This is a genomic window from Pseudomonas sp. DD1 (assembly GCF_044510355.1).
GTDB classification, from domain to species: domain Bacteria; phylum Pseudomonadota; class Gammaproteobacteria; order Pseudomonadales; family Pseudomonadaceae; genus Aquipseudomonas; species Aquipseudomonas shahriarae.
On the sequence record NZ_MSAJ01000037.1, the window covers coordinates 145,165 to 160,026 of the forward strand.

Sequence of the window (14,862 nt, forward strand, 5' to 3'; positions counted from 1 at the left end):
TCCGGCACGTATGATGCATCCCAAACCACCGCAGATTAGAAGCCTATGTCCCTGATAGTTCTACTGCTTCTGCCTTTTATCGGCAGCTGTCTGGCGGCCTTGCTGCCGCACAACGCACGTAATACTGAATCCCTGCTGGCCGGCCTTGTGGCCCTGGTCGGTACTGTACAAGTCGCCCTGCTCTATCCCCAGATCGCCGACGGTGGCGTGATCCGCGAAGAATTCTCCTGGGTGCCCGGCCTGGGTCTGGACTTCGTGTTGCGCATGGATGGCTTTGCCTGGTTGTTCTCGATGCTGGTGTTGGGCATCGGTAGCCTGGTGTCTTTGTACGCCCGTTATTACATGTCGCCGGACGACCCGGTGCCGCGTTTCTTCGCGTTTTTTCTGGCGTTCATGGGCGCGATGCTCGGGTTGGTGATCTCCGGCAACCTGATCCAGATTGTGTTTTTCTGGGAGCTGACCAGCCTGTTCTCGTTCCTGCTGATCGGCTATTGGCACCACCGTTCCGATGCGCGCCGGGGTGCCTATATGGCGCTGATGGTCACCGGTGCGGGTGGTTTGTGCCTGCTGGCGGGGGTCATGCTGCTCGGCCATGTCGTCGGCAGTTACGATCTGGACCAGGTGCTCGCCGCCGGTGACCAGATCCGTGCCCACTCCCTCTACCCCGTCCTGTTGACGCTGATCCTGATCGGCGCCCTGAGCAAAAGCGCGCAATTCCCCTTCCACTTCTGGCTCCCCCACGCCATGGCTGCACCGACCCCCGTGTCGGCCTACCTGCATTCGGCCACGATGGTGAAGGCCGGCGTGTTCCTGCTGGCCCGCCTGTGGCCCTCGCTGTCGGGTAGCGAAGAGTGGTTCTGGATGGTCGGCGGTGCCGGCGCCCTGACCCTGTTGCTCGGCGCGTATTGCGCGATGTTCCAGAACGACCTCAAGGGCCTGCTGGCCTACTCGACCATCAGCCACCTGGGCCTGATCACCCTGCTACTGGGCCTCAACAGCCCGTTGGCCGCCGTCGCGGCCGTGTTCCATATCCTTAACCACGCCACGTTCAAGGCCTCGCTGTTCATGGCCGCCGGCATCATCGACCACGAAAGCGGCACCCGTGATATCCGCAAGCTCAGCGGCCTGGTGCGCCTGATCCCGTTTACCGCGACCCTGGCCATGGTGGCCAGCGCCTCCATGGCCGGGGTGCCGTTGCTCAACGGTTTCCTGTCCAAAGAGATGTTCTTCGCCGAAACCGTGTTTATCTCCTCGACCCAGTGGGTAGAAATCGCCCTGCCGGTGATTGCGACCATCGCCGGCACCTTCAGCGTGGCCTATGCCCTGCGCTTCACCGTGGATGTATTCTTCGGCCCGGCTGCCACCGACCTGCCGCACACGCCCCACGAACCGCCACGCTGGATGCGTGCGCCGGTCGAGCTGCTGGTGTTTACCTGCCTGCTGGTGGGGATCTTCCCGGCCCAGGTGGTGGGCTCGATCCTCGCCGCCGCCGCCCTGCCGGTGGTCGGCGGCGTGTTGCCCGAGTACAGCCTGGCGATCTGGCACGGCTGGAACGCGCCGATGATCATGAGCCTGGTGGCCATGACCGGCGGTGTGGTCCTGTACCTGCTGCTGCGCAAGCAACTCAAGCGCGGGCGTTTCAAGTACCCGCCGATCATCAGCTACTTCAACGGCAAGCGCATGTTCGAGCGCTGCCTGGTGGTTATGATGCGTGGCGTGCGCAAGATCGAGAAACACATCAGCACCAAGCGCCTGCAGACCCAGTTGTTCCTGCTGGTGCTGGTGGCGGTGATCGCCGGGATGATCCCCATGCTGGGCAGCAGCCTGAGCTGGGGCGACCGGCCGAAAATCCCGGGTTCCATCGTGTTCGTCACCCTGTGGCTGTTGGCGATCACCTGCGCCCTGGGCGCCGCGTGGCAAGCCAAGTACCACCGGCTGGCAGCCCTGACCATGGTCAGCGTGTGCGGCCTGATGACCTGCGTGACTTTTGTCTGGTTCTCCGCACCGGACCTGGCATTGACGCAACTGGTGGTCGAGGTGGTGACGACGGTCCTGATCCTGCTGGGCCTGCGCTGGCTGCCACGGCGGATCGAAGAAGTCTCGCCACTCCCGAGTTCGTTGCGCAAGGCGCGCATCCGACGCTTGCGCGACTTGCTGCTGTCGACCGTGGTCGGTGGCGGCATGGCGCTGTTGTCCTACGCGATGCTGACGCGCCAGACCCCCAACGATATTTCTTCGTTCTACCTCAGCCGCGCCCTGCCTGAAGGCGGCGGCAGCAATGTGGTAAATGTGATGCTCGTGGACTTCCGGGGCTTCGATACCCTGGGCGAGATCACTGTGCTGGGCGCCGTAGCCCTGACCGTCTATGCACTGCTACGCCGCTTCCGTCCGCCCAAGGAAAGCGAGCAACTGCCCGCGCAACAGCGGCTGTTGGCGCCGGATGTGGACACCGACCTGGTCAACCCACGCCAGGCCAGCGACACCGCCCTGGGCTTTATGATGGTGCCCGCGGTGCTGGTGCGCCTGCTGCTGCCGATTGCCCTGGTGGTGTCGTTCTACCTGTTTATGCGCGGCCACAACCAGCCGGGCGGCGGCTTTGTCGCCGGGCTGGTGATGTCGGTGGCGTTTATCCTGCAATACATGGTCGCCGGTACCCAGTGGGTCGAGGCGCAGATGAACCTGCGACCGATGCGCTGGATGGGCTTTGGCTTGCTGTCGGCGACACTGACCGGACTGGGGGCGCTGTTCTTCGGCTACCCGTTCCTCACCACCCACACCCTGCACTTGAGCTTGCCGGTGTTGGGCGACATCCATATCGCCAGCGCGCTGTTTTTCGATGTCGGCGTGTACGCCATGGTGGTCGGCTCGACCCTGCTGATGCTCACCGCCCTCGGCCACCAATCGGTACGGGCCCATAAACCCGGCAACCAGGCGAAAGCCGCCGCCACGCCACCACAAGGAGCTGCTGCCTGATGGAAGAAGTCATCGCAATTGCCATTGGGGTCCTGGCGGCCTCCGGCGTCTGGCTGGTGCTGCGACCACGAACGTTCCAGGTGGTGATGGGCCTGTGCCTGTTGTCCTATGGGGTCAACCTGTTCATCTTCAGCATGGGCAGCCTGTTTATCGGCAAGGAGCCGATCATCAAGGACGGCGTGCCCCAGGATCTGCTCAATTACACCGATCCCCTGCCCCAGGCCCTGGTGCTGACGGCGATTGTGATCAGCTTCGCAATGACCGCGCTGTTCCTGGTGGTGCTGCTGGCGTCCCGGGGCCTGACCGGCACTGACCATGTGGACGGCCGGGAGCCCAAGGAATGAGCTGGATGAACCAACTGATCATCGCGCCGATCCTGCTGCCGTTGCTGACCGCTGCGTTGATGATGATGCTGGGCGAGAAACACCGACCGCTCAAGGCCAAGATCAACCTGCTGTCGAGCATGACCGGCCTGGGCATCGCGATGTTGATGCTGTACTGGACGCAAAAAGGCGGCCCTGCCTCCATTGGCGTGTACCTGCCGGGCAACTGGCAGGTGCCGTTCGGCATCGTGCTGGTGGTGGACCAACTGTCGGCCCTGATGCTGGTACTCACCGGGATCATCGGCGTCAGCGCCCTGCTGTTTGCCATGGCCCGCTGGGACCGCGCCGGCACCAGCTTCCATGCATTGTTCCAGATCCAGTTGATGGGCCTCTATGGGGCCTTCCTCACCGCCGACCTGTTCAACCTGTTCGTGTTCTTCGAGGTGCTGCTGGCCGCGTCCTACGGCCTGATGCTGCACGGCTCGGGCCGGGCGCGGGTGTCGTCGGGGCTGCATTACATCTCGATCAACCTGCTGGCTTCGTCGCTGTTCCTGATTGGCGCGGCGCTGATCTACGGGGTCACCGGCACCCTGAATTTCGCTGACCTGGCGCTGAAGATCCCGCTGGTGCCAGAAGCCGATCGCGGCCTGCTGCATGCCGGCGCGGCGATCCTCGCCACAGCGTTCCTGGCCAAGGCCGGGATGTGGCCGCTGAATTTCTGGCTGGCGCCGGCCTACTCCTCGGCCAGTGCGCCGGTGGCGGCGATGTTTGCGATCATGACCAAGGTTGGCGTGTACACCGTGTTGCGCCTGTGGACCCTGCTGTTTTCCGGGCAGGCCGGCGCCTCGGCGCTGTTTGGCGGTGACTGGCTGGTGTACGGCGGCATGGCCACCATCCTCTGCGCCGCCCTGGCGATGCTTGCCGCCCAACGCCTGGAGCGCATGGCCAGCCTGAGTATTCTGGTCTCGGCCGGCATCCTCCTGTCGGCGGTGGGTTTTGCCCAGCCCAACCTGACCGCCGGCGCGCTGTTTTACCTGGTCAGCTCGACCCTGGCCCTGAGCGCGCTGTTCCTGCTGGCTGAACTGATCGAGCGCTCGCGCTCGGCCAATGAGCTGCCTCTGGACGATGAAATCGAAGTGTTGCCACGGCCGGTGGAATCCCTGCATCCACCCAAGGGCACCAACCTCGACGATGAGCAAAAGGCCGTAGTCGGCCAGGTCATCCCGTGGACCATGGCCTTCCTCGGCCTGAGCTTTATTGCCTGTGCCCTGCTGATCATCGGCATGCCGCCGCTGTCAGGGTTTATCGGCAAGCTCAGCCTGCTCAGTGCGCTGGTCAACCCGCTGGGCCTGGGCCATGCCGTGACGGAGCCGATCCGCCCGGCAGCCTGGGGCCTGTTTGCGCTGCTGATCTTCTCGGGCCTGGCCTCGCTGATCGCCTTTGCGCGGCTGGGCATCCAGCGCTTCTGGACCCCGGAAGAACGGCCTTCGCCGCTGCTGCGCCGCTTTGAGTGCATACCGATCTTCGTCTTGCTCGGCCTGGCAATTGGCCTGACCTTCAAGGCGGAAATGCTCATGCGCTTTACCCAGGACACCGCCAACAGCCTGAACAACCCCGAGCACTACGTGATGGCCGTCATGGCCACCCGCCCGGTGCCGGGCCCGCAAGCCCAGGCCGCCGCCGTGGAGGTGCAGCCATGAAACGCCTGTTCCCTGCCCCGTGGCTGTCATTGGCACTGTGGGTGCTGTGGCTGTTGCTGAACCTGTCGATCAGCCCCGGCAACCTGTTGCTGGGGGCGATCCTCGGCATCCTCGCTCCGCTGATGATGGCGCCGCTGCGCCCGCTGCCGGTACGGATCCGTCGCCCAGGGGTGATCATTCGCCTGTTCTTCCTGGTCGGCCGCGATGTCATCATCTCCAACCTGCACGTGGCCTGGGGCGTCTTGACCTGCGGCTCGCGGCCGCCGCGCTCGCGCTTTGTAAAAATCCCCCTGGACCTGCGCGACGCCAACGGCCTGGCCGTGCTGTCGATGATCACCAGCGTGACCCCCGGCACCGTGTGGTCGGAGCTGGCCCTGGACCGCAGCATCCTGTTGCTGCACGTGTTCGACCTGGATGACGACGCGCAGTTTATCGAGCACTTCAAGCAGGCCTACGAACGGCCCCTGATGGAGATCTTTGAATGAGTGCCCTGCTCGCCAATGCGATCCTGCTCAGCCTGTTCCTGTTTTCCCTGGCCATGGTCCTGACCCTGGTGCGCCTGTTCAAGGGTCCTTCGGCCCAGGACCGGGTCCTGGCCCTGGATTACCTGTATATCCTGGCCATGCTGATGATGTTGGTGCTGGGCATACGCTACGCCAGTGACACCTACTTCGAAGCGGCACTGTTGATTGCACTGTTCGGCTTTGTCGGCTCGTTTGCCTTGGCCAAATTCCTGCTGCGTGGGGAGGTGATCGAATGATCAATGTCAGTGAACTGCCACTGTGGGTGGAAATCCTCGTGGCGATCCTGCTGGTGCTCAGCAGCCTGTTTGCGCTGATTGGCGCCATCGGGCTGTTGCGCATGAAGGACTTTTTCCAGCGCATGCACCCGCCGGCACTGGCCTCGACCCTAGGCGCCTGGTGCGTGGCGCTGGCGTCGATTATCTACTTCTCGACCCTCAAGTCCGGGCCGGTGCTGCATGGCTGGCTGATCCCGATCCTGCTGTCGATCACGGTGCCGGTGACCACCTTGTTGCTGGCGCGCACGTCGCTGTTCCGCAAGCGCATGGCGGGGGAAAATGTACCGGCCGAGGTCAGCAGTCGCAGGACTGACAGCGGTAGCTGATCCCTCTGAATATACGCGCTAAACAATGTGGGAGCGGGCTTGCTCGCGAAAGTGGTGGGCCAGTCAAATATTTACCAACTGATCCACCGCTTTCGCGAGCAAGCCCGCTCCCACATTTGGCCCTGCATACCGTCAATCAGGCCCAGGCCACGACCAACAGCCCAGTCCCCAGCATCAGGCACAGCGGCGAATAGAAAAACGTATCCAGCCGCGCAAACCGCGACCCGCCGACTTTCTTGAAGAACCCCACCAGCTCCGAATCACCAATCGCCCGCGCAAACATGATCAAGGCAATCGCGCTGATGCCCCACTGCAGGGCCTGATGCCCCACTGGCTGGAAAAACAGCCCCGCCCGCAGGCTTACCAACAAGGCAATCAGCACCAACCCCACCGCCACCAGGAAGGTGCCCAGCGCTGACGGTTTGAACGCCGGTCGCGGCCCGCTGGCGAACTCGCCGGGCAGTTGCGGGATCGCCGCCGTGCTGCCTAGCTTGCCGCCTGCGGCCCAGTACACATGGACCATGCTGATAAACGCAAAGACCCCGACGACCCACCTCGCAATAACAAAGCTCATGGCTGGACACCCCTGGAAAAGTGCGAGAAAGGATAGTCCTTTTCAGATTTTTTGCAGGGTTTTAGTCGTCTGATGTTAAAGTGCCGGCCCATGAAACTCGCCCGTGCCGACCGCTCGTTGATTGCCTGGATGCTCTATGGCTGCGTCCTGTTCAACGTGTTCGCCTGCAGTATTGGTCATGGGCAAATGGTCGGCATGCAGCTCAACGGCATTGGCGGCCAGTTCTGTACGGTAGACCCGCGCACCCAGGCGCCAGCCCCCGTCAATACGGGCGATGAGTCGCTGCCCACGCTGTCCAAGGCCTTCGGTTGCCCGCTGTGTTCCACCGGCGGCATGGGCCCGGCGCTCAACTCCAGCCTTAACGTCGCGGTCCTTCCCCAGCCCCATGCGCCACCTCCGGCGGTGGTGCTCACCGCTGACATTCCCACCCGTTTTACCTGGCCTGCGGCTAATCCGCGCGCCCCGCCCGCCTACGCCTGATACCTGCGCTTTTTGATCCGCACACCGCGCAGCTTCCCCCGGGAAGCGCGGACGGCTGTGCGCTGCTTCCAAGCCCTGCTTTTCAGGATTTACCGATGAAACATTTACCTCTACTGGCGGGCCTGTTCGGCTGCCTGCCTTTCAGCGCCTGGGCCCTTGAGCTGGCCCCCACCACCATTGACGGCGCCGCCACCAACGAGCCTGGCCTGGCCCTGGACCAATCCAGCGGCATGGCCTCGCGCCTGGGCCTGAGCGTGCGGGAAACCCCGGCTTCGATCAGCATCGCCGACCGCCACGATATCGAACGCCGTGGCGCCAAAACCTTCCAGGATGCGGCCAACACCCTGCCTGGGGTCAACGCCAGTGCGCCGCCGGGGTTTGGCGGGTTTATCTCCTACCGGGGCTTTACCAGCAGCCAGATCACCCAGATGTTCAACGGCATCAACGTCGCCAGTGGCCTGGCGCGACCGGTGGATGCCTGGATTTATGACCGGGTGGAACTGGTTGGCGGCCCCTCCTCGCTGATCAACGGTGCCGGCTCCGTGGGCGGTTCGCTGAACTACGTGACCAAGCTGGCCAACCGCGAAGAACAGGCCGTCGAAGGCCAGATCAACTACGGCAGCTACGACACCACCGGCATCGCCCTGGGCCTCAACCACGCCCTGACCGAGCCCGGCGCCGAGGTCCAGCACTATGCGCGCCTGGATGTCAGCCGCAACACCAACCACACCCATATCGACCGCCAGCAACGGGAGTCCTGGAGCGTGGCGTTTTCCCTGCTCAGCGACCTGACGCCCAACCTGTCCCACACCCTGGCCCTGGAATACCAGGACGAACACGAAGACAGCCCGTACTGGGGCACCCCGGTGCTCAACCCCAAGGCCGGCGAGCTGAAGATCGACAAGCACAACCGTTTCAACAACTACAACGTCGCCGATGGCCGCTACGAACAACGCACGATCTGGGCCCGCTCGATCATCGACTATCGGATCAACGACAGCACCACCCTGCGCAACACCCTCTACCACCTGGACAGCCAGCGCGACTACCGCAACCTGGAGACCTACCAGTACAGCCCAGACAACAGCGTGGTGAACCGCTCGACGGCCTATCAGGTACGGCATCAGGGCGAACAGAACGGCAACCAGTTCGAGCTGCGCCATGACAGCAGTGTGTTCGGCCTGGCCACTACCTGGTCCGGCGGTTTCGAATACAAGGTCAACAGCACCACCAACAGCCCGTTGAACGTATCCCCCAAGAACGCGGTGGACCCCAACCACTACGATCCGGGGCATTTCTACGACCTGCCCGGCACCCGGCCCGGCTTTATCAAGGACAAGACCACCGAAGTGACGACCAAGGCGCTGTTTGTCGAAAACCGCCTGGGCCTGACCGACACGCTGTCGCTGCTGACCGGCCTGCGTTATGACGCCATCGATCTGGACGTGACCAGCCACCGCGACAACCTGGGTAACGTCAAGCGACGTTGGGAGCCGGTCACCGGGCGGGTGGGCCTGACCTACCAGTTCATCCCGTCGGCCAATGTCTACGTGCAATACAGCACCGCCGCCGAACAGCCCACCAGCACCACCCAGGTGTTTGATGTCTCCACCGGCAAGCAATGGGAAGTGGGCAGCAAGTTCGATTATCTGGACGGGCGTGGTTCAGCCACCGTGGCCGCCTACCACATCGAGCGCAAAGACTTTGCCGTGACCGATCCACAAGACCCCACCCGCAGCATTGCGGTGGGTGCGCAGTCGTCCAAGGGCATCGAGCTGGCCAGCTCATTGCGCATCACCCCCAAGCTGTTGGCGGAAGGCAACTTCGCCTGGGTCGACGCGCAATACGATGACTTCAACGAGAAAACCGCCAGCGGCGCAGTGGTGTCGCGCAAGGGCAATACACCGACCAACGTACCGAAACGGGTGGGCAACCTGTGGCTGACCTATGACATCGCCCCCGCCTGGCAAGGTGGCGTAGACGCGCGGTACGTGGCGCAGGTGTATGCCGACAATGCCAATACCCTGACGGTGCCCGCGTATACCCTGTTTGGCACGTTCCTGACCTATAAGGTCGATCAACACACCTCGGTGACGGGCCGGGTGCGCAACCTGACCAATGAGGTGTATGCGCAGTTTGCCCATGTGTCGCCGGCGTATTACCTGGGGTCGCCGCGCACCTTTGAATTGGCCGTGCAGACCCAGTTCTAAGGCTGGAATGCAATTAAAACTGTGGGAGCGGGCTTGCCCGCGATGGCTGAGTGTCAGTCAATACATTGGGCTGCCGAACCACCGCTATCGCGGGCAAGCCCGCTCCCACACAAGCCCGCGCCCACAGCTTGATCCTCACATGAAAGGTTATTTGAGGCTGGCCTCGACCTTTGCGGCCACTTCCTCCGTCAACCAGGCCTTCCACACCTGCGGGTGATCCTTGAGAAACGCCTGCGCCACTTCACGGGGCGGGGTGTGTTTCTCGCTCATCGTCGCCAGGGCCTGATTGAGCGGGCCAATCGGAAAGTCGACTTTTTCAAAGAACTGCGCAATCTGCGGATACTGCTGCTGGAACGGCGTGGACACGCCAATGCTCAGCTTGGACGCCAACGAACGCGTGGGCTTGGGGTTGGGATTGTCGGCATCGGTCAGGGTCTTCCAGGCCTCGGCGTCGAACGCCGGCTCCTCCAGCTGGACCAACTTGTAACGCCCCATCAAGGGGGTTGGCGACCAGTAGTAGAACAGGATCGGCTTGCCACGGCGGATCGACGAGGCAATCTCGGCATCCAGCGCCGCGCCTGAACCGCTGCGAAAGTTGACGTAGCTGTCGTCCAGGCCGTAAGCCTTGAGTTTTTGCTTATTGACCACTTCCGAGGTCCAGCCGATAGGGCTGTTGAGGAACCGCCCCTTGCCCGGGGCTTCCGGGTCCGCGAACACGTCCTTGTAGCGCACCAGGTCCTTTACGCTACGCAGCTCAGGTGCCAACGGCGCAATGCCCTTGTCCGGGTCGCCTTTGACCACGTATTCCGGCACCCACCAACCTTCGGTCGCACCCTTGACGGTATCCCCCAGGCCAACCACCTTGCCCTCGGCTTGCGCCTTGATCCACACCGGGCTGCGGCCCGCCCACTCCTCGCCAATCACCTGGATATCATTTTTCGCCAGGGCGGTTTCCAGGGTGATGGTGGTACCAGGCAAGGTGTCGGTGGGTAAATCGTAGCCTTTCTCGACGATAAACCGCAGAACTTCGGTGATCAGGCTGCCACTTTCCCAATTCAGGTCGGCAAAGTGAATGGGCGCCTGGGCAGCCGCTACCGGTGCGGCCGCCATCGACAGGCCCAGGGTGGTAACGGACGCTGCCAACAGCGCTCGAATTGCTTTCATGCCTTTGAACCTCGTGTATGCATAGCCAGGGTGAATGGCTTTGCTGTCACGCCGCGAAAGCCTCTGAACAATTAAGTCCACTGAACTGTAGTAGAGGTTCAAACGGTTGCCGATATTCAGGGCTGCTGATGCAAACGCTGTAGTTCCCGGCGCACCATGCTGGCGTACTCGGCAGGCCGCAGGGCATACAGTTGGCTGGCCACCCAGTTCAACCAGGCACCTTGCAGATCATCTTTGCGGGCAAACAGTTCAGCAGCCTTGGCTTGGGCATCCGCCAGGTGTTGCTGGTGAAACTGTGCCCGGCCTTCGCTCATTATTCGCTGGCCTTGAACGTCACCAGCTCACCCTTGCGCCACTTGGCGGCTTTGCCGGTCACGGCCTTGAGGGTCTTGCTCAGGCCTTCCTGCAATTGTTCATTGGCGGCGAACACCAGCATTACGCTGTGACCTTCCTTGAACACAATGCCCTCGCCCTGCGCGGTGGAGACAAATGCATAGTCTCCCAGGCCATAGACCGTCAACTTGATGTCGCGAAACTTCAGTTCGAACTTGCCACCTTCACGACTGGGCAGGACTGCCGCACGAAAATGATCGCCGACCTTGAGTTCCAGTCGAGGCTTGTCATCTACCACCAGCGCTGTTTCGGTATCTATTTCGGCAATGTAAATGCCTTCAGGGGTTTGTTCCGTGATGTAAACAAACCGCGACTGAAATTGTTTAACCAACTTCGCGCGCAAATCACCCAGCACGAACAATGCGTGCATATCCAGATTACTGACTGCCAAGGAAACGCCCCCACATCTAAAAAAGCGCTACCCGCCCGAGGCAGGCAGCACAAAAAAGGCCGATACGGCTCGACACATTGAAAAAACATACTGAAGTTGATTCCCGCCAGACTCGTGCAGCCGGGCATGACAGCCCTTGTACAAGGTCGTCAGGCTTTGCAGGAAATCACAGGTTTATCGGCCAGAGAATACTGGACGCCCCACTTCAGAGAATACCCCACTTGAAAGGGTGGTTTTCCGACAGCCAAAAACCAAGGAAAAACGTTGGATGGAACCGAACGTGAGCTGCCGACAACAATATTAGAACAGCAACACAGCTCAAAACCACCCGAAATGCTGCAAGCAGGTCAATAGATCGAAAGGAGCTGGTCATGCAACGAGTTCAACGCCAACCGACACAGACTTCCGGTGCCTTATCACGCAAGGATAGCGCGCTATTCTACAGCGTGTATGCCAATGGCGTGTGCGCAGATTTCGCCTTGTACCGCGTCGTCCCCGCGGGAAGGAATTTTTTCCATATCCTGGAAGTGCCCAGCGGCCGGATCAAAGGCTTTCGCAGTGATCACAACAAGGCCTGCGCCCTGGCCAAGGAACTGGAAGCCCTCCTCTGCCCCCCTGCCCGTTGAGGAGCGGCTGCAGCCAAATCGAACTATGCGCGCTGGCACACCTCCCATACGAGTAGAAGCTCACTCTTTTGGAGAATGAAATGGACGCGCCAACGCACACCCTACACGACCTGTTCGAACAATTGGGCCTGGAAGCCTCGCCTGCAGCCATTGACAAATTTATCGGTGAACACCCCCTGCCAGAGGATGTGAAGCTGATCGACGCGCCTTTCTGGACCCCACAACAGGCGCAGTTCCTCAAGGAAGAGCTACGCGAAGATGCGGACTGGGCGATTGCCGTGGATGAGCTGAACCAGCGCCTGCATCAGAGCGCCTGACCGGCCCTCAGTGCAGGCGGTCTGATTGCTCGAGGTCCATCAGGGCCTGCCAGGCGGCGCGGCACTCCTGGGCTTCGTCGCGACTGGCGAAGGCCGTGCCGCGCTGTTCCCCGTTGAGCAACACCACCCAACAGGCGCGCAGGCCCAGCGCACGCAGGGTCTGTGGCACCCCACTGCCAATCATCACCGCCACATCGACTTTGTTTTGCATGGAAGTTCTCCGCCATATTAGTTAGCCAGCTAACGATATGCCGCATCTTAAGCGGTTCCTTTCACCGGAAAAAGCGACCGGCGTAAAAGCTTCCTTGCATAACACGCAACAATCCTGGCCAGGGTCTAGCGCGCCCCAGCCTGCCCTTCAGGCTTATAGCCCAGGCGCAAACCGCCCCAATGCCGGCCGTTGACCATGATCGGCACGGACAGATCGTGCATCAACTCCCCGGTGTCGCGGGTATAGGTTTGCAACAACACAGCCTGCTGGTGGCTGCCACAGCGGATCCCCGTGCGGTCTTCAAACTTGCGCTTGGTGCGATTGTTCACGGCATCAACCTGGGCATCCCCGGTCAGTGCCTGGGAAAACGCCTTGTTGTGCGTCGGCACATAGCCCTGTGGTGTGCAGGCAATTGCGAACACCAGCCCTTCATGACGGGGCAGCAAGGCTTCCTGGATAGCGGGCAAGACCTGATCGGTGTAGCCGTCGAAGCGGCTGTGATATTTGGTCGGGTGGCTGTTGGCTATCGGCGTGTAGCTGCGATTGAACAGGTCATCAAGGCTGATGCGGTTCTGTTGGATATCCGCCTCGAACTGCGCGGCGATCTGGCTGGCGCCTTCGCGGGCGAGGTCGTAGATACGTTGGTGATAATCATCCAGACCGACTTCGGCCAGGCGCTCGCTGATGGTTTCGGCCTGCCCTTCCATTTGCACGGCGGCCTGGGCCAATTGCTGGGTCTGTTGGTCGCTGACGGTCAAGTCGCTGCGCATCTGCTCCACGGCATGGAACAGGCTGTCGAGTTGCGCACGGTTGGTCTCGGTGCCCTGGGCAATCTCGCTGACCTGGCCCTCCACACCCGCCGCCAACGTGGCAATGCTCTCCAGTTGCTCGCCGGCATGCTCCACTTGCTCGACGCCGGCCTGCAAATCCACGGACAGTTGGCGGATTTGCTCCACCACCTGGGCGGTACGCTGCTGGATGTCCGCGACCATCACCCCCACTTCATCGGTGGCGGTCGCCGTACGGCCCGCCAGGCCGCGCACTTCGTCGGCCACCACGGCAAACCCGCGCCCATGCTCACCGGCGCGGGCGGCTTCAATGGCGGCATTCAAGGCCAACAGATTGGTCTGGCTGGCAATCGACTGAATCACCAGGGTCACGCGCTGGATTTCTTCACTGCGCTGACTCAGGGCCTCGATCAATTGCCGGCTGTCGCTGGCACGCTGGCTGAGCTGATGCATGCGGCTGATGGATTCCCCCAGCACCGCACGCCCTTCGGTGCTGCGCTGATGGGCCTGGCCGGCCGCCCCCAGGGCCTCGCGGCTGAGCTGGGAAGTGACTTGCTCGGTGCCAATCATCACTTCGGCACTGCTGACGATTTGCTGGGCCGCGCTCAATTGCGATTGCAACCTGGCGGCCAGTTGCTTGACCGAATAGGCCACGCCAGCGGCCGACAGCGCATTATGGCTGGTGGTGTAGGACAGATCGCGAGTCAACGCGCCAATGGCATCCTCGCCAACATCAGGCGCAGGGCTGCGGGCCGGCCTTTTCAGGCACGGCAGCCAGATCAGCAACAGGGCCACGGGCAGGCAGAGGTAGATCGACAGGTTGGCGAACGCCAGGCCCGACAGTATCAGCACCAGGGCGATGCTTTGCAGCAGCGGAGTCACCCAGCCAGGCAGCCGGCCGTTCACCGTGTGTGGCACCACGGCGGCGCCCGTCAGAGATCCATCCCCGGCCATGTTTGTCACCCCACTGCTTGTCATTATTGTGTCTGCATTAAACGCCACTATCTGGCCATTATCTATGGGCCTTTGGTGTTAGGGCTTGCAGCAGATCAATAGACGGGGGGATGACACGCGGGGATCTGTAGGGGCCGGCTCGCCGGCGCCTACAACATCAAACAGATCAGGCCTGGCGCTGATGCTTGTCGATTTGCTCGTGGCGCTCTTGCGCTTCGATGCAGTACTTGGTGGTCGGGCTGATCAGCAGGCGCTTGAGGCCGATAGGCTCGCCGCTGTCGTCACACCAGCCAAAGGAATCTTCCTTGATACGGCCCAGGGCCTGTTCAAGTTGCGGCAGCATGCGCTGGTCGCGGTCGATGGCGTTGACCAACCAGGTGCGCTCTTCTTCAACCGAGGCGGCGTCAGCCGGGTCGGCCGGGGTGTCCAGGCTTTCAATGGCGATGCGGTTTTGCTCAATGCGCTCGTGGTGCTCGACTTTCATGTCTTGCAACAACTTCTCGAAAAAAGCGTGCTGCTCGGCATTCATGTAGTCATCCGCCGGCATGGCCAGCAACTTTTCCTTTGTCATTGATTTCTCTATAAAAAATACGTGCATTAAGGCGAATAAGGGAGCGTTCCGGCCAACCTCTG

The 14,862-nt window shown here is 61.7% G+C and carries 17 protein-coding genes; 10 read left to right on the top strand and 7 right to left on the bottom strand.

The genetic code is table 11. The annotated features are described in order from the left end of the window. The first annotated feature begins 45 nt into the window (after positions 1-45). The 6 genes from PSFL_RS23800 to PSFL_RS23825 are packed head-to-tail and all read left to right on the top strand — an operon-like array spanning position 46 to position 6,121. Positions 46-2,973: a monovalent cation/H+ antiporter subunit A gene (locus PSFL_RS23800; RefSeq protein WP_169960957.1), complete on the top strand. Its 2,928-nt coding sequence runs from the start codon at positions 46-48 to the stop codon at positions 2,971-2,973. Further along, positions 2,973-3,317, top strand: a complete 345-nt coding sequence (locus tag PSFL_RS23805; protein WP_005789164.1) for a Na+/H+ antiporter subunit C — start codon at positions 2,973-2,975, stop codon at positions 3,315-3,317. Before PSFL_RS23800 ends, PSFL_RS23805 begins: the two co-directional genes overlap by 1 nt. Next, complete coding sequence (locus tag PSFL_RS23810; protein ID WP_115127961.1) at positions 3,314-4,996, top strand: monovalent cation/H+ antiporter subunit D; 1,683 nt, start codon at positions 3,314-3,316, stop codon at positions 4,994-4,996. The genes PSFL_RS23805 and PSFL_RS23810 overlap by 4 nt, the downstream gene beginning before the upstream one ends. Next, positions 4,993-5,481: a Na+/H+ antiporter subunit E gene (locus PSFL_RS23815; protein WP_057439052.1), complete on the top strand. Its 489-nt coding sequence runs from the start codon at positions 4,993-4,995 to the stop codon at positions 5,479-5,481. The genes PSFL_RS23810 and PSFL_RS23815 overlap by 4 nt, the downstream gene beginning before the upstream one ends. Beyond that, a complete protein-coding gene (locus PSFL_RS23820) occupies positions 5,478-5,756 on the top strand; it encodes a K+/H+ antiporter subunit F (RefSeq protein ID WP_038440496.1) in 279 nt (92 codons plus the stop codon). Before PSFL_RS23815 ends, PSFL_RS23820 begins: the two co-directional genes overlap by 4 nt. Next, complete coding sequence (locus PSFL_RS23825) at positions 5,753-6,121, top strand: Na+/H+ antiporter subunit G (protein ID WP_057439053.1); 369 nt, start codon at positions 5,753-5,755, stop codon at positions 6,119-6,121. Before PSFL_RS23820 ends, PSFL_RS23825 begins: the two co-directional genes overlap by 4 nt. Before the next feature lie 136 nt (positions 6,122-6,257). Here the strand turns inward: PSFL_RS23825 and PSFL_RS23830 are convergent, their stop codons facing one another. Then, positions 6,258-6,695, bottom strand: coding sequence for a DUF3995 domain-containing protein (locus tag PSFL_RS23830; RefSeq protein WP_057439054.1), 438 nt, complete (start codon positions 6,693-6,695; stop codon positions 6,258-6,260). A gap of 90 nt (positions 6,696-6,785) precedes the next feature. Here PSFL_RS23830 and PSFL_RS23835 point away from each other — a divergent pair, with 90 nt between their 5' ends. Together PSFL_RS23835 and PSFL_RS23840 are read left to right on the top strand one after the other, a co-directional pair. Continuing rightward, positions 6,786-7,175 (top strand): DUF2946 family protein, encoded by a 390-nt coding sequence (locus PSFL_RS23835; protein ID WP_057439055.1) that lies wholly within the window; start codon positions 6,786-6,788, stop codon positions 7,173-7,175. Between the two features lie 95 nt (positions 7,176-7,270). Continuing rightward, positions 7,271-9,385, top strand: coding sequence for a TonB-dependent siderophore receptor (locus PSFL_RS23840; protein WP_169960955.1), 2,115 nt, complete (start codon positions 7,271-7,273; stop codon positions 9,383-9,385). Positions 9,386-9,532: 147 nt separating this feature from the next. On the opposite strand, the gene PSFL_RS23845 is transcribed toward PSFL_RS23840, so the two are convergent. The 3 genes from PSFL_RS23845 to PSFL_RS23855 form a co-directional block, all read right to left on the bottom strand. Then, positions 9,533-10,549 carry an ABC transporter substrate-binding protein gene (locus PSFL_RS23845; RefSeq protein WP_057439057.1) on the bottom strand — a complete coding sequence of 339 codons (1,017 nt, stop codon included), beginning with the start codon at positions 10,547-10,549 and terminating at the stop codon, positions 9,533-9,535. Positions 10,550-10,665: 116 nt separating this feature from the next. Further along, positions 10,666-10,863 (bottom strand): hypothetical protein, encoded by a 198-nt coding sequence (locus PSFL_RS23850; RefSeq protein ID WP_057439058.1) that lies wholly within the window; start codon positions 10,861-10,863, stop codon positions 10,666-10,668. After that, positions 10,863-11,312 carry a hypothetical protein gene (locus PSFL_RS23855; RefSeq protein WP_057439059.1) on the bottom strand — a complete coding sequence of 150 codons (450 nt, stop codon included), beginning with the start codon at positions 11,310-11,312 and terminating at the stop codon, positions 10,863-10,865. The genes PSFL_RS23850 and PSFL_RS23855 overlap by 1 nt, the downstream gene beginning before the upstream one ends. 392 nt (positions 11,313-11,704) lie before the next feature. Between PSFL_RS23855 and PSFL_RS23860 the strand changes: the two genes are divergently transcribed. After that, complete coding sequence (locus PSFL_RS23860) at positions 11,705-11,959, top strand: hypothetical protein (RefSeq protein WP_057959202.1); 255 nt, start codon at positions 11,705-11,707, stop codon at positions 11,957-11,959. An 80-nt stretch (positions 11,960-12,039) separates the two neighbouring features. Then, the gene (locus PSFL_RS23865) at positions 12,040-12,276 is read left to right on the top strand and encodes a DUF2789 domain-containing protein (RefSeq protein WP_057439060.1); all 237 of its coding nucleotides are present in this window, start codon (positions 12,040-12,042) and stop codon (positions 12,274-12,276) included. A 7-nt stretch (positions 12,277-12,283) separates the two neighbouring features. Here PSFL_RS23865 and PSFL_RS23870 read toward each other — a convergent pair whose 3' ends face one another. The 3 genes from PSFL_RS23870 to PSFL_RS23880 form a co-directional block, all read right to left on the bottom strand. Continuing rightward, on the bottom strand, positions 12,284-12,487 hold the full coding sequence (locus PSFL_RS23870) for a hypothetical protein (RefSeq protein WP_057439061.1): 204 nt from the start codon (positions 12,485-12,487) through the stop codon (positions 12,284-12,286). Between the two features lie 125 nt (positions 12,488-12,612). Next, positions 12,613-14,253 carry a methyl-accepting chemotaxis protein gene (locus tag PSFL_RS23875; protein WP_397470559.1) on the bottom strand — a complete coding sequence of 547 codons (1,641 nt, stop codon included), beginning with the start codon at positions 14,251-14,253 and terminating at the stop codon, positions 12,613-12,615. 142 nt (positions 14,254-14,395) lie between these two features. Beyond that, positions 14,396-14,800: a TraR/DksA C4-type zinc finger protein gene (locus PSFL_RS23880; RefSeq protein ID WP_003214706.1), complete on the bottom strand. Its 405-nt coding sequence runs from the start codon at positions 14,798-14,800 to the stop codon at positions 14,396-14,398. Positions 14,801-14,862: the final 62 nt, after the last annotated feature.

Excerpts from the sequence above, each read along its gene's own strand:
- PSFL_RS23855 (WP_057439059.1), bottom strand. The coding sequence starts at position 11,312 with ATGCACGCATTGTTCGTGCTGGGTGATTTGCGCGCGAAGTTGGTTAAA.
- PSFL_RS23840 (WP_169960955.1), top strand. The coding sequence starts at position 7,271 with ATGAAACATTTACCTCTACTGGCGGGCCTGTTCGGCTGCCTGCCTTTC.
- PSFL_RS23880 (WP_003214706.1), bottom strand. The coding sequence starts at position 14,800 with ATGACAAAGGAAAAGTTGCTGGCCATGCCGGCGGATGACTACATGAAT.
- PSFL_RS23800 (WP_169960957.1), top strand. The coding sequence starts at position 46 with ATGTCCCTGATAGTTCTACTGCTTCTGCCTTTTATCGGCAGCTGTCTG.
- PSFL_RS23830 (WP_057439054.1), bottom strand. The coding sequence starts at position 6,695 with ATGAGCTTTGTTATTGCGAGGTGGGTCGTCGGGGTCTTTGCGTTTATC.
- PSFL_RS23865 (WP_057439060.1), top strand. The coding sequence starts at position 12,040 with ATGGACGCGCCAACGCACACCCTACACGACCTGTTCGAACAATTGGGC.
- PSFL_RS23810 (WP_115127961.1), top strand. The coding sequence starts at position 3,314 with ATGAGCTGGATGAACCAACTGATCATCGCGCCGATCCTGCTGCCGTTG.
- PSFL_RS23850 (WP_057439058.1), bottom strand. The coding sequence starts at position 10,863 with ATGAGCGAAGGCCGGGCACAGTTTCACCAGCAACACCTGGCGGATGCC.
- PSFL_RS23875 (WP_397470559.1), bottom strand. The coding sequence starts at position 14,253 with ATGACAAGCAGTGGGGTGACAAACATGGCCGGGGATGGATCTCTGACG.
- PSFL_RS23815 (WP_057439052.1), top strand. The coding sequence starts at position 4,993 with ATGAAACGCCTGTTCCCTGCCCCGTGGCTGTCATTGGCACTGTGGGTG.
- PSFL_RS23805 (WP_005789164.1), top strand. The coding sequence starts at position 2,973 with ATGGAAGAAGTCATCGCAATTGCCATTGGGGTCCTGGCGGCCTCCGGC.
- PSFL_RS23820 (WP_038440496.1), top strand. The coding sequence starts at position 5,478 with ATGAGTGCCCTGCTCGCCAATGCGATCCTGCTCAGCCTGTTCCTGTTT.
- PSFL_RS23870 (WP_057439061.1), bottom strand. The coding sequence starts at position 12,487 with ATGCAAAACAAAGTCGATGTGGCGGTGATGATTGGCAGTGGGGTGCCA.
- PSFL_RS23825 (WP_057439053.1), top strand. The coding sequence starts at position 5,753 with ATGATCAATGTCAGTGAACTGCCACTGTGGGTGGAAATCCTCGTGGCG.
- PSFL_RS23835 (WP_057439055.1), top strand. The coding sequence starts at position 6,786 with ATGAAACTCGCCCGTGCCGACCGCTCGTTGATTGCCTGGATGCTCTAT.
- PSFL_RS23860 (WP_057959202.1), top strand. The coding sequence starts at position 11,705 with ATGCAACGAGTTCAACGCCAACCGACACAGACTTCCGGTGCCTTATCA.
- PSFL_RS23845 (WP_057439057.1), bottom strand. The coding sequence starts at position 10,549 with ATGAAAGCAATTCGAGCGCTGTTGGCAGCGTCCGTTACCACCCTGGGC.